General features: G+C 72.1%; 12 protein-coding genes and 1 riboswitch. Of the genes, 5 read left to right on the top strand and 7 right to left on the bottom strand.

The genetic code is table 11. The annotated features are described in order from the left end of the window. Window positions 1–6 precede the first annotated feature (6 nt). Window positions 7–1,503 (top strand): NAD(P)/FAD-dependent oxidoreductase, encoded by a 1,497-nt coding sequence (locus J3486_RS19360; RefSeq protein WP_207821722.1) that lies wholly within the window; start codon window positions 7–9, stop codon window positions 1,501–1,503. Between the two features lie 28 nt (window positions 1,504–1,531). On the opposite strand, the gene J3486_RS19355 is transcribed toward J3486_RS19360, so the two are convergent. The 7 genes from J3486_RS19355 to J3486_RS19325 all read right to left on the bottom strand — a co-directional run bounded on the left by J3486_RS19355 (window position 1,532) and on the right by J3486_RS19325 (window position 8,123). Continuing rightward, window positions 1,532–2,401 (bottom strand): hypothetical protein, encoded by an 870-nt coding sequence (locus J3486_RS19355; protein ID WP_207821720.1) that lies wholly within the window; start codon window positions 2,399–2,401, stop codon window positions 1,532–1,534. 45 nt (window positions 2,402–2,446) lie between these two features. Then, the gene (gene metF, locus J3486_RS19350; protein ID WP_207821718.1) at window positions 2,447–3,367 is read right to left on the bottom strand and encodes a methylenetetrahydrofolate reductase [NAD(P)H]; all 921 of its coding nucleotides are present in this window, start codon (window positions 3,365–3,367) and stop codon (window positions 2,447–2,449) included. Window positions 3,368–3,453: 86 nt separating this feature from the next. Beyond that, complete coding sequence (gene thiE, locus J3486_RS19345; RefSeq protein ID WP_207822000.1) at window positions 3,454–4,101, bottom strand: thiamine phosphate synthase; 648 nt, start codon at window positions 4,099–4,101, stop codon at window positions 3,454–3,456. Window positions 4,102–4,189: 88 nt separating this feature from the next. Further along, entirely contained in the window at window positions 4,190–4,555 is a 366-nt protein-coding gene (locus tag J3486_RS19340) for an Rv2175c family DNA-binding protein (RefSeq protein ID WP_207821716.1), read from the bottom strand. Between the two features lie 59 nt (window positions 4,556–4,614). Then, the gene (locus J3486_RS19335; protein WP_207821714.1) at window positions 4,615–6,312 is read right to left on the bottom strand and encodes a peptide-N4-asparagine amidase; all 1,698 of its coding nucleotides are present in this window, start codon (window positions 6,310–6,312) and stop codon (window positions 4,615–4,617) included. A 105-nt stretch (window positions 6,313–6,417) separates the two neighbouring features. Beyond that, on the bottom strand, window positions 6,418–7,638 hold the full coding sequence (locus tag J3486_RS19330; RefSeq protein WP_229378291.1) for an NAD(P)/FAD-dependent oxidoreductase: 1,221 nt from the start codon (window positions 7,636–7,638) through the stop codon (window positions 6,418–6,420). A 137-nt stretch (window positions 7,639–7,775) separates the two neighbouring features. Continuing rightward, on the bottom strand, window positions 7,776–8,123 hold the full coding sequence (locus J3486_RS19325; protein ID WP_207821710.1) for a hypothetical protein: 348 nt from the start codon (window positions 8,121–8,123) through the stop codon (window positions 7,776–7,778). A 52-nt stretch (window positions 8,124–8,175) separates the two neighbouring features. Further along, window positions 8,176–8,289: riboswitch (TPP riboswitch) on the top strand. On the opposite strand from J3486_RS19325, the gene thiO reads away from it, so the two are divergent. From thiO to pknB, 4 genes are all read left to right on the top strand, one after another. Then, a complete protein-coding gene (gene thiO / locus J3486_RS19320) occupies window positions 8,287–9,498 on the top strand; it encodes a glycine oxidase ThiO (protein ID WP_207821708.1) in 1,212 nt (403 codons plus the stop codon). Its footprint overlaps the riboswitch before it by 3 nt. Continuing rightward, window positions 9,495–9,695 (top strand): sulfur carrier protein ThiS, encoded by a 201-nt coding sequence (gene thiS, locus J3486_RS19315; protein ID WP_207821706.1) that lies wholly within the window; start codon window positions 9,495–9,497, stop codon window positions 9,693–9,695. The genes thiO and thiS overlap by 4 nt, the downstream gene beginning before the upstream one ends. Before the next feature lie 7 nt (window positions 9,696–9,702). Beyond that, on the top strand, window positions 9,703–10,497 hold the full coding sequence (locus J3486_RS19310; RefSeq protein WP_207821704.1) for a thiazole synthase: 795 nt from the start codon (window positions 9,703–9,705) through the stop codon (window positions 10,495–10,497). A 90-nt stretch (window positions 10,498–10,587) separates the two neighbouring features. Beyond that, window positions 10,588–12,549, top strand: coding sequence for a Stk1 family PASTA domain-containing Ser/Thr kinase (pknB, locus tag J3486_RS19305; protein ID WP_207821702.1), 1,962 nt, complete (start codon window positions 10,588–10,590; stop codon window positions 12,547–12,549). Window positions 12,550–12,651 lie beyond the last annotated feature (102 nt).

Raw genomic sequence — 12,651 nt, 5'->3', positions numbered from 1 at the left:
CCTGGCATGGCACGAATTGCGGTGATCGGCGCGGGGATGGGCGCCATGGCGGCCGCCGCTCGGCTGGCCGTCGCGGGCCACCGACCGGTGGTCTTCGAGCGCGCGTCGACGTACGGCGGGGCGGTGGGTCTCCTGGAGCGCGACGGCTTCGCGTTCGACACGGGCCCCGGCCTGCTCCACCTGCCCGCGGTCTACCGCGACCTGTTCATCAAGACCGGCAAGGAGCCCCTGGAGGACCTCGTCGGGCTGACGCAGGTGGAGCCCGCGGTGCGGCACGTCTTCGCGGACGGCACGGCGACGGACCTGCCGAACGCACGGCGGGCGGGCGTCGCCGAGGCATTGGACGCGGCAGTCGGCGCGGGCGCGGGTGCCCGCTGGTCGGCGTTCATGGACCGGGCCCGGGAGGCGTGGGACCGCTCGCGCCGCCCCCTGCTCGAAGAGCCGCTGTGGCCGAACTGGCAGGTGCTGGCCGACCGCGAGCCCTACCCGGCGGTGACGCAGAAGCGCCTGCTGCGCAAGGCTCGCACGGCGGCGACCCTCGCCGACATCGGCGAGCTGGAGCTGGGCGGGGATCCGCGGCTCGTGGCGCTCCTGGAGCAGTACGCGCTCGCGCACGGCCTCGATCCGCGCACGGCCCCGGCGAGCGCGGCCGTGCTGCCCTACATGGAGCAGACCTTCGGCACCTGGGCGGTGACCGGCGGCCTGCGCGCGCTGGCCGACGCGGTGCACGCGCGCTGCCTGAAGCGGAAGGTCGAGTTCAGATTCGGTTCGGCCGTGACGCGGATCGTGGAGAAGGACGGCCGGGCGGCGGGCGTCGAGCTCGCCGACGGCACCGTGGAGGACGCCGAGTTCGTGGTGGCGGGGGTGGCGCCGCCGGTGCTCGACGGGCTGCTCCCGGGGCGTCCGGTGCGGGACGGGGGCCCGGCCCCGACCGGGACCGCCCCGCCCAGTCGGCTGACGGTGCACCTCGCGCTGCGGGGGGCGCGCCCCGAGGGGACCCCGCACCGCACGGTCGTGCACGGCTCGGGCCGGGACGCCGAGCTGGCCTGGCTGTTCGACGGTGCCGCACGCCCGCACCGGCCGACGGTCACGGTGCTGCGCCCCGGCGGCGCCGGGCAGGTGCCGGACGGTGAGCACGAAGGAGTGACGCTCACCGTGACGGTGCCGTCGCACGCGCGCGTGACGGACGCGGACGTGGAGGCGGTCGTCGCCGCGGCCGAGAGGGCCGTCCCGGATCTGCGCGAGCGTCTGTTGTGGCACGAGGCCCGCACCCCGCAGGACATCGCCGAGGCGACCGGCGCCGACGGCGGGGGCGTACCGGCGCCCGCTCTCGCGGCGGCGGGCGGACGGCTGCTGCACCCGGCGAACAGCACGGCGCTGCCCGGCCTGTTCGCGGTCGGCGGCTGGTCGCACCCCGGCGGCGGGCTGCCGCACGCGGGCATGTCGGGGGCGCTGGTGGCCGGACTGATCGTGGAGGGGCCGGAGTTCCGCGGCTCGCAGTGAGCCGCGGCGGCCGGAGCCTTCCGGCGGCTCAGTAGCGGTACTGCTCCTGCTGGTAGCCCGTGTCGTACCCGGTGTTCGGATCGTGCTGCGGGTACGCGGGATAGGGCTGCTCGGGCGGCAGTTCGCCGCCGTACTCGTCCCCGTTGCGCTGCTGCGGCACCCAGACCCCGCCGGGCGGGGTGTCCGATCCGTACCCGGCGGCCGTCGCGTACGGGTCGGAGTACTGCTGCTGCCCGGTGGCGTACGGGTCGCCGTACTGGGGCTGCGCCGGATACGTCTGCGCGCCGATGTACGGGTCGGAGTAGGGGGCCGCGTAGGGCTGCTGCCCGGCGTCGTACCCGTACGCGGCGTTCTGGTCGTAGCCGTAGGACCCGGTGTCGTAGCCGTAGCCGCCTTCGGAGCCCTGCTGGGCCTGGGCGTACGCCGCGTCGCTGTAGACGCCGTACTGGCCGGTGTCCTCGGGCATCGGCTCCGGGGCGTACACGGCGGTCGACTCGGCGGCGCTCTGCGGCATCGGCGGGTAGTCGTCCGGGGCGGCGGCGGGGGCCTGCTGGTACTCCAGGTCCGAGACCTCGAGCGTGGGGTCCTGCCGGACCGTTTCCCTGCGGCGGCGCTTGCTCGTCGGGGCCTCGTCGGCACCGGGGCCGCCCTTGAGCGCCCAGCCCGCCGCGAAACCGCGGCGGAACGACAGCGTGACGTACGTCTGCCCGATGGCGAACGCGATCGCGCCGGCCCCGATGACGTACACCGAAGGCATCAGGACGCCGAGCACCACGCCGAGAAAGCCCACGAAGGCGAGCAGCCGCCAGCGCAGCCGTGCCTTGTACTGCAGCAGCACCTCACCGAGGAGCCACAGCGCCACCAGTCCGAACGCGATATAGAGGACCGCCCAGCCCATGTACGCCCCTCTCGTACGGCCGCAGCCCCCGGCGGGTACGGCCCATCAGGCCCGCTGGTCGTGCAGGCCCAGGTTTTCGTAGATTTCCAACGTCGCAGTCGAGTTGTTGAGCGTAATGAAGTGCAGACCCGGCACTCCCTCGTCAAGCAGCTTGGCGCAAAACTCCGTAGCGAACTCGATGCCAATGGAGCGTACAGCGGCCGGATCGTCTTTTGCTGTGAGGATCCGCTCTTTCAGCGCCGGAGGGAAGTCCGCATTGCTCAGCTTGGGCAGGCGTTCGAGCATCCGCACACTCGTCACAGGCATGCATTCCGGGATGATCGGGGTGTCACAGCCTGCCGCGGCGACCCGGTCGCGCAGCCGCAGATACTCCTCCGGGTCGAAGAACATCTGCGTGATCGCGTAGTCGGCGCCCGCGCGGCACTTGTCCACGAAGTGCCGTACGTCGCTGTCCCAGTCCGCGGAGCGCGGGTGCATCGAGGGGAACGCGGCGACGCCGACGCAGAAGTCGCCGGACTCCTTGATCAGCTCGACGAGCTCGGCCGCGTACGTCAGGCCCTCGGGGTGCGCGATCCAGTCGCCCATCGGGTCGCCCGGCGGGTCACCGCGCACCGCGAGCATGTTCCGGATCCCGGCGTCCGCGTACTGGCCGATGATGTTGCGCAGCTCCGCGATCGAGTGCTCGACGGCGGTGATGTGGGCGACCGGCGTCAGCGTCGTGTCGGCGACGATCTGCTGGGTCTCCTTGACGGTGCCCGCCCGCGTCGAGCCGCCCGCGCCGTACGTCACGGAGACGAAGTCGGGGGCCACGGCCTCGACCCTGCGCAGCGCGTTCCACAGGTTGCGCTCGCCCTTCGGGGTCTTCGGCGCGGAAAACTCGAACGAGTACGTCGTCTTGCCCGGGGCGAGCATGTCGCTCACCCGGCGGGCGCGATCAGTCCTGGTGGTAGCGGTGCCAAGGGCCATACCGGCAGGTTACTGAGGGAATCCGGTTGACCCTAATCCCCGTCCACCCTGCGGACAGCGGTACTCGACAGGTGGTGCGGACAGGGTCAGAGCGAGCGCAGACGCTTGGCGAACTCGGCCGCCGCGGCGCCGGGATCGTCGGCCTCGGTGATCGCCCGGACGACCACGACGCGACGGGCGCCGGCCTCGATCACCTCGTCCAGGTTCGCCAGGTCGATGCCGCCGATGGCGAACCAGGGGCGGTCGGTGCCGAGCGCGGCGGTGTGGCGCACGAGGTCCAGACCCGGGGCGTACCGGCCCGGCTTGGTGGGGGTCGGCCAGCAGGGCCCGGTGCAGAAGTAGTCGACGCCCTCCTGGACGGCGGCGGCCTCGGCCTCGGCCTCCGCGTGCGTGGAGCGGCCCATCAGGACGTCCTCGCCGAGGATGGCGCGGGCGGCGGGGACCGGCAGGTCGCCCTGGCCCAGGTGCAGCACGTCCGAGCCGGTCGCGTGGGCGACGTCCGCCCGGTCGTTGACCGCGAACAGCTTGCCGTGGCGGGCGGCCGCCTCGGCGAACACGGCGAGGTGCTCCAGCTCCTCGCCGGCCTCCATGCCCTTGTCGCGCAGCTGGACGATGTCCACGCCGTTCGCGAGCACGGTGTCGAGGAACTCCGGCAGGTCCCCTTGGCGCTTGCGGGCGTCGGTGCACAGGTACACGCGTGCGTCGGCGAGCAGGGCGCGCTTCGGATCGGCCAGGTGATCGGCCACAGGAGTCCCCCGGTGGTGTCGGTGGCGTGCGCACCCCACACGCTGGGGGGGGTGCGCACGCCGGACGGTTGTCAGGTCAGACGGCGAGCGCCTGGGCGCGGCGCTTCACCTCCGTGCCGCGATTCTCGCTCAGGGCCTGCGCGGGCGTGCCCGGCAGGGTCGGGTCGGAGGTGAAGAGCCACTCCAGCATCTCTTCGTCGCTGAAGCCGTCGTCCCTCAGCACCGTCAGGAGGCCGACGAGCCCCTTGACGATCTTGTCGCCGTCGATGAAGAGGGCGGGCACGTGCAGCGCCCGGTTCTCACCACGACGTACGGCGATCAGCTGGCCTTCCTTCACCAGCTGCCGCACACGGGTCACCTCGACGTCCATCTTCTCGGCGATGTCCGGGAGGTTGAGCCACTCGGGGACGAGAGCATCGATCTTTGCGTCAATCTCGGTCACGGGACAAGCGTGCCATCCCGGACTGACAGTCGGAAGCCGGGGCCGTCTGACCAGGTGTTTCAGTGGCGCGGCAGACGGCAGGACGACTGCTGGTCCGCGGTCACCCAGCCGTGGGCCGTGGTGATGTCGCGGGCGTAGCAGGCGCCGTCGTCGGTGGTGCCGCGGTACGTCTCGTGCGAGGTGCCGTCGGCGTGCTGCACGGCGCCGTCCTTGCGGGCGAGGTCGCCGGTGGCGTCCAGGGAGTCGTCGGTGAAGGCGTCCAGGTGCCAGCGGCCGGATCCGGTGCGGTGGCTGTCCCGGAGCTGACGGCCCTGGGTGACGGCGGCGCTGAGCTCGTAGTTGTTGTAGTCGCCGTAGAGCGGGATGCTCATGTCCACGTCGATCGGGTACGACCAGGCGTGCCGCTGTGCACTCTCGCGGCCGTCCGCGCGCGTGGTGACGACGGTGGCCCCGTGGTCGCGCTGGTGGACGATCTGGTCCTGGCCGGTCCTGGAGACGGTGCCGGTGCTGCTGTAGGCGAAGTCCTGCTCGACGGTCGTCGTGACGCGGCCGTGCGAGGTGTTCACGTAGCCGGAGATCTTCCAGGAGCGGCCGGTTCTCACAAAGACGTCGGTGCCGCCGTCCGTGCGTGCGGTCTGCCGTGTGCTGACGTCAGGGGCGAGGCCGAGGGTGTTCGTGGTGACCTTGCCGGTGGTCCGCGCGGCGTGCGCGTCGGTGTCCAGGAAGAGCGAACCGTCCACGATCCAGCCGTCGTCGGCACCGTAGGGCGTGATGCTCACCTTGTGCGGCTGCCCGTCGGACAGCAGGCCCGCGAACGGCGTCAGGTCGACGTCGTACGCCTCGGTCCTGAACTGGTCGATCGCCGCGACGGGCCGCCACAGGGTGGGCACGATGCCGCCGGAGTAGACGACGGGGTACGGCTGCGCGAGACCGGCCGGGGTGCCGTCGACGGAGACCTGAACCTCTCGGTAGGGGCCGCCGCCGCACAGGTAGTCGGGCGCGGTGGCGGCGAGGTCGCTGGGCACGGCGTCGAACCACTGCTCGTCGCAGCCGCCACCGCGCGCGTACACCTCCAGACGCGCCTTGGTGATGTTGCGCGGCAGGGTCACCTCGCGCGTGGCGGTGCCGCCCTTGTCGACGTTCAGCCAGGGGGCGCTGTCGGTGCTGTCGCTGCCGAGGGGCACCACGCGGTCGGCGGTGGAGGCGGCGGGGTGCTTCTTGTCGGCCATGTAGTACGTGACCTGAAGCTTCATCCTGTAGGTGCCGGTGTACGTGTCGTTGACAACGTTGCCCAGCTCGATCTGGAGCTTGTGCGGGTCCTTCAGGAGCGGGGCGAACTCCGTGACGTCCTTGGAGACGGACCACTTGATGCCGTCGTCGTCGGGCTCGGGAGTGGACGTACGGAAGATCTCGGCGCCGCCCAGGAAGACGCCCGCGAGACGGTCGTACTGGCGTCCCTTGACGCTGCCCGACCAGTCGAGGACGACCTTGTTCCAGGGGCCCGCGCAGTCGGCGGGCGGGGCGAGCGTGGTGGCGTACGGGGGCCGGCCCAGGGTGTTGCCGAAGTCGTGCTCGATCGTGGTGGTGCAGGACCTGGTGTCGGGGCGCGTGACGTCGGGGACGGCGCTGACCGGGTCCTGGTACGAGACCGCGGGGTTCGACGTGTCGGTGGCCTGGGCGGTGGGGGCGGCCGCGAAGAGGCCGCCTACAAGTGCCGCGGCACCGCACAGGGCGGTGCCGAGTCTGCGGGAGTGCACGGATGTCCTCCGGGTCCGGTGACGGATTGAGGGGTGCAGCGAACGCTGCACCCTGCATCCGTCAGCCCGCGCCCGACAAGAGGTCGTCCGCAATCCGGACCGGGATCACGCCACAGCGGACTTCAACGGGCGGGCGGGATCGGCCAGTTGCTCCGGGTTCAGCACGGTCCCGGCCTCGATGAGCTTGCGTCCCTGGGCGAGGTCCCGGGGCTTGCCGACCGCCAGGACGGCCACCAGGGCGCCCTCGCGCAGCCAGCACACCGACCAGGCCGCGCCCGCCGGGTCGCCACGCCACACGGCCGTGTCGGCGCTTTGGTGGTGGCCCGCGTACTGCACGAAGCGGCCGAACTGCTCGGACCAGAAGTAGGGCACCGGGTCGTACACGGCGGGGGTCTCGCCGATGATGTTCGCCGCGACCGTGCGCGGCCCCTGCAGGGCGTTGTCCCAGTGGTGGACCATCAGGCGCTCGCCGTAGCGGGCCGAGGGGAACGACGAGCAGTCCCCGACCGCGTACACGTCGGGCACGGACGTACGGAGCCTCTCGTCGGCCAGCACCTCACGGTGGACGCCGAGTTCGATGCCGGAGCCGGCCAGCCAGCGGGTAGCGGGGCGGGCGCCGATGCCGACCACGACGGCCCCCGCGGGCAGCCGCGTGCCGTCGTCGAGGACCACGACGCCCGGCTCGATGCGCTCCACGCGCGCGCGGGTGCGCAGTTGGGCGCCCGCGTCGGCGTACCAGGCGGCCATGGGGGCGGCGATCTCGGCGGGCAGCGCTCCGGCCAGCGGACGCTCGGCGGCCTCCACGACGGTGACCTTGCAGCCGGCCTCGCGCGCGGCGGTGGCGAACTCGGCGCCGATCCAGCCCGCGCCCACGACGACCACGTCGTGCTGCTCGGCGAGGACGGGCCGCAGCCGCTCGGCGTCGTCGAGGGTGCGCAGCAGGTGGACCCCGGGGACGCCCGCCCGTCTCCCACCACCGCCCTCAACCGACTGCGCTTCGCGCACACCGCACGGCCCTTCCGTACCCGGCAGCCGAACCGGTTCGGCACCGGTGGCGACGACCAGCACGTCGTACGGGACCGGCCCCTCGGCCGTGTCCAGCTCGTGGTCGTCCGGGCGCAGCCCGGTGACCTCGCGGCCCAGTTCCAGGGTGACGCCGAGCGCCTCGAAGTCGACGTCGAAGGCGGAGCCCTCCGCCTTGCCCAGCAGCACCGCTTTGGACAGCGGCGGCCGGTCGTACGGCTGATGGGGCTCGGCACCGATCAGTGTGACCGTGCCGGTGAAGCCCTGTTCGCGCAGCGCCACCGCCGTCTGCACGCCTGCCATGCCGGCGCCGACAATGACCGCGTTCGTCCTCTGCTGCTCGCTCACGGGGTCACCTTAGGCACCTGATCTTGTGTCAGTCAGCGGCGCGGGCCACTCCCGCGCCGTGACGTCCTGCACACGTGTCACCGGTTTAGTGATCAACTCCCGTCGGGGAGCTCCTCGACGACGCTGGTGCCGCTGCCGTCCTGCGACTCCCATTGCCAGGTCTCGTCGAGCCGCACCCGGCCGTCCGGCAGCTCGGACACGACGGACACGCAGTGGCCCGACGACGTGGTGCCGTCGGTCTTCAGCTGGACGTAGCGGAAGTCGAGCCGGTCACCCGCGCGCGTGCCCACCAGGTGCCCCTGGACGACGTCGCCGCCTTCGTAGTCGGCCCAGATCCGGCCGTCCTTCTCGTGGTAGGCGAAGCGGGTCCGCGTCCCCACCTGGCCGGGGGCCTGGTCGGCGACAGGGGCGAGGAGGAGACCGTCGAGCGATCGGGCCACGGGGGAAGGCTCCCTTACTGGGGCTGGAGGCGAAGAGCTAGGGTGGCCAACGTAAAGCACTCGCGGGAGCCCGTACGCAGCGGGCTGAGAGGGAGGCTGGAGCGGCCTCCGACCGTACGAACCTGATCCGGGTCATGCCGGCGAAGGGAGGGCCTTGACACCCATGTCGCGTACGCCATCCGATCCACCCAGCAGCACCGACGCGATCGTCGTCGGAGGCGGCATCATCGGTCTGGTCACCGCGTGGCGGGCCGCGCAGCGCGGTCTGTCCGTCGCGGTGGTGGACCCCGATCCGGGCGGCGGGGCCGCCCAGGTCGCGGCCGGAATGCTGGCCGCGGTCACCGAACTGCACTACGGCGAGCAGACGTTGCTCGCCCTGAACGTCGCGTCCGCGCGGCGCTACCCCGATTTCGTCGCCGAGCTGTCCGAGGCCGCGGGCCAGGATCTCGGCTACCGCGCGTGCGGCACGCTCGCCGTCGCGCTCGACGCGGACGACCGGGCTCATCTACGGGAACTGCACGCGCTGCAAACGAAGTCGGGGCTCCAGTCCGAGTGGCTGTCGGGCCGGGACTGCCGGCGTCTGGAGCCGATGCTCGCGCCGGGCGTGCGCGGGGGCCTGCGGGTCGACGGCGACCACCAGATCGACCCGAGAAGGCTCGCGAGCGCCCTCGTGACGGCCTGTGAGCGTGCGGGCGTGATCTTCCACCGGACGTGGGCCGAGCGGCTCCGTGTCATACGGGACCGGGCGCGCGGCGTCACCCTCGCAGGGGGTAACTCGCAGGCTTTCGGCTCCGGGGGCGGCACGGAGCTCGACGCCGGGCAGGTCGTGCTGGCCGCGGGCAGCCGCAGCGGGCAGCTCGCGGGCGTCCCGGACGAGGTGCTGCCGCCGGTCCGCCCGGTCAAGGGGCAGGTGCTGCGCCTGACGGTGCCCAAGCGGTACGCGCCGTTCCTGAGCCGCACCGTGCGCGCGGTCGTGCGCGGCGGCAACCTCTACCTGGTGCCGCGCGTCAACGGCGAGCTCGTGGTCGGCGCCACCAGCGAGGAGCTGGGCTGGGACACCACGGTCACCGCGGGGGGCGTGTACGAGCTGCTGCGCGACGCCCACGAGCTGGTGCCCGGCATCACGGAGCTGCCGCTGACGGAGACCCGCGCGGGGCTGCGGCCCGGCTCCCCCGACAACGCGCCGCTCCTGGGCCCGACCACGCTGCCGGGCCTGCACCTGGCCACCGGGCACTACCGCAACGGCGTCCTGCTCACGCCCGTCACCGGCGACGCCATGGCGCACGTCCTGGCCACCGGTGAACTCCCGGAAGAAGCCCGCCCGTTCAGCCCCAGGCGCTTCGGCGCCCTGGCATCCGTGGAGCAGCCCGCATGAACGTGTCCCTCAACGGCGAGCCGCACGCGGTGACCTCCGGGATCACGCTCGACGCACTCGTCGCCACGCTCACCACCGCCCACTCCGGCGTCGCCGCCGCCCTCAACGAGACCGTCGTGCCACGCAGCCAGTGGCCGGTCACCGCGCTCTCCGAAGGAGACCGCGTCGAGGTTCTCACCGCCGTACAAGGAGGCTGACTCATTCATGGCTGACGACGCTTTCGTCCTCGGCGGCACCACCTACTCCTCGCGCCTGATCATGGGCACGGGAGGGGCGCCGAGCCTCGACGTGCTGGAACGCTCCCTGGTGGCGTCGGGCACGGAACTCACCACGGTGGCCATGCGCCGGGTGAACGCCGACGTGCACGGCTCCGTGCTCTCGGTCCTGGAGAAGCTCGACATCCAGGTGCTGCCGAACACCGCGGGCTGCTTCACGGCCGGAGAGGCGGTGCTCACGGCCCGCCTCGCGCGCGAGGCGCTCGGTACGGACCTGGTGAAGCTGGAGGTCATCGCGGACGAGCGGACGCTCCTGCCGGACCCGATCGAGCTGCTCGACGCCGCGGAGACCCTGGTCGACGACGGTTTCACGGTGCTCCCCTACACCAACGACGACCCCGTGCTGGCCCGCAAGCTGGAGGACGTGGGCTGCGCCGCGGTCATGCCGCTGGGCTCCCCCATCGGCTCCGGGCTCGGCATCCGCAACCCGCACAACTTCCAGCTGATCGTCGAGCACGCGCGCGTACCCGTGATCCTGGACGCGGGCGCGGGCACCGCATCGGATGTGGCGCTCGCCATGGAACTGGGCTGCGCCGGTGTGATGCTCGCCTCGGCGGTGACCCGCGCGCAGGAGCCGGTCCTGATGGCGGAAGGCATGCGGCACGCGGTGGAGGCGGGGCGTCTGGCGCACCGCGCGGGACGCATCCCGAAGCGCCATTTCGCCGAGGCCTCCTCGCCGTTGGACGGTCGTGCGCGGCTCGATCCCGAACGCCCCGCGTTCTGATCGCACGCCCGGTCACAGCTCTGCTGCAGTACGGGTCCGGTCCTGCCGCACAGGACCGGCCTGTCAGTCACTCCTCGTACACTCGCCTGCGTGGACACGACCCTTCAGGACCCGTTGCTCGGGCACGTGCTCGACGGCCGGTACCGCATCGACGCACGCATCGCGGTCGGCGGGATGGCCACGGTCTACCGGGCCGTGGACACCCGCCTCGACCGCGTGCTCGCGCTCAAGGTGATGCACCCTTCCCTCGCGGCCGACGCCTCGTTCGTCGAGCGCTTCATCCGCGAGGCCAAATCGGTGGCCCGGCTCTCGCACCCCAACGTGGTGGGCGTCTTCGACCAGGGTGCCGAGGGCGCGTACGTGTATCTGGCGATGGAGTACATCGCGGGCTGCACGCTGCGCGACGTTCTGCGCGACCGCGGGGCGCTGCGCCCCCGCGCGGCGCTCGACATCCTGGAGCCGGTGCTCGCCGCGCTCGGTGCCGCGCACCGTGCGGGCTTCGTGCACCGCGACATGAAGCCTGAGAACGTCCTGATAGGGGACGACGGCCGGGTCAAGGTGGCGGACTTCGGTCTCGTACGGGCCGTGGACACGGTCACCAACACGACCGGGACGATCCTCGGCACGGTGTCGTACCTGGCACCGGAGCAGATCGAGCACGGCACGGCCACCCCGGCGGTGGACGTCTACGCCTGTGGCGTCCTCCTCTACGAGATGCTCACCGGCGGCAAGCCACACTCGGGCGACACCCCCGCGCAGATCCTCTTCAAGCACCTCAACGAGGACGTGCCGCCGCCCTCGGCCGTGGTCCCCGGGCTCCCCTACGAGCTCGACGAGCTGGTCGCGTCGGCGACGGCGCGCAACCCCGAGGTCCGCCCGCACGACGCGGTGGCGCTGCTCGCCCAGGCCCTGGGCGCCAGGGCGGCGCTGTCCGACGCTCAGTTGGACGCGGTGCCGCCGCAGGCCCACGAGGTGGAGCACGCGGGCGCCGACGACCGTACGAGTGTGATCCCGCGCGCGGTGCGCACCGGGGGCGCTCCCGTGCAGCTGCCGCTGCCCGCGGAGTACGGCGCGAGCGAGGAGCCGCTGCACCGCACGAGCCGGCTGGAGACCCCTCCGCCGCCGGTCGCTCCGCAGTCTCCGGAGCGCCGTCGGGGTGGCGGGGCTCCGCGGCGCCGCCTCTACATGATCGTCGTAGCGGTCGTGCTGGCCCTCGGGATCGGTACGGGCGTCTGGTACATCAACTCCGGCCAGTTCACGAAGGTCCCGACGATCCTGCAACAGAGCCAGGCCCAGGCCGAGCGCCGTATCGAGTCGGCGGGGCTGCAAGTCGGCCACACCGCCCTGAAGTACAGCGACGTGTACAAGCGCGGGACGGTCATGGGCAGCGACCCGGAGCCCGGCGCGCGCATCCGGGACAACGGCACGGTGAACCTGACGGTGTCCAGGGGGCCCGAGACGGTGAAGGTCCCCGACCTCAAGGGGACCGCCCTGTCGAAGGCGAGGAGTGAGCTCAAGGATGCGGGGCTGGTGCCGGGCATGGTCACCAGAGCGTTCAGCGAGGACATTCCGCGAGGCTCCGTGATCAGTACGGATCCGGACGCGGGCACGACGCGTCACTCGGGTTCCGCGGTCGCCCTCGTCGTCTCCAAGGGGTCGCCGGTCGACGTTCCCGATGTCGTCGGGGAGTCGCAGGACGAGGCGGTGGCCGACCTGGAGGACGCCGGGCTGAAGGTGAAGATCGCGCAGGAGCGGGTCAACTCCGACGAGGACAAGGGCAAAGTGGCCCAGCAGTCGCCCGAGGAGGGGAAGCAGCTCGCCGAAGGGGACACGGTGACGCTGACGATCTCCAAGGGGCCTGTGATGGTCGACGTCCCGGATGTCACGGGGATGAGCGTCGACGACGCCACATCGACGCTGGAGGACGCCGGGTTCCAGGTCGATGAGGACCGGGGGTTGCTCGGGCTCTTCGGGGACACGGTGAAGAGTCAGTCGCCGGGCGCGGGCGACAGCGCGCCCAAGGGGTCGACCGTCAAGATCACGATCCGCTGACCGGCGCCCCGGGCCCCACCCGGGGTGCGGGGCTGTATCGATGCGCGACTGTGGCCGGGCCCCGTAGGGGCGCGGGGCTGTATCGATCTGCGGCTACGGTCG

Origin of the sequence: Streptomyces sp. VRA16 Mangrove soil (assembly GCF_017377775.1) — a bacterium.
Lineage (GTDB): Bacteria > Actinomycetota > Actinomycetes > Streptomycetales > Streptomycetaceae > Streptomyces.
The sequence above is the reverse complement of the archived record's forward strand: the minus strand, read 5'-3'. Positions and strand labels throughout refer to the sequence as shown.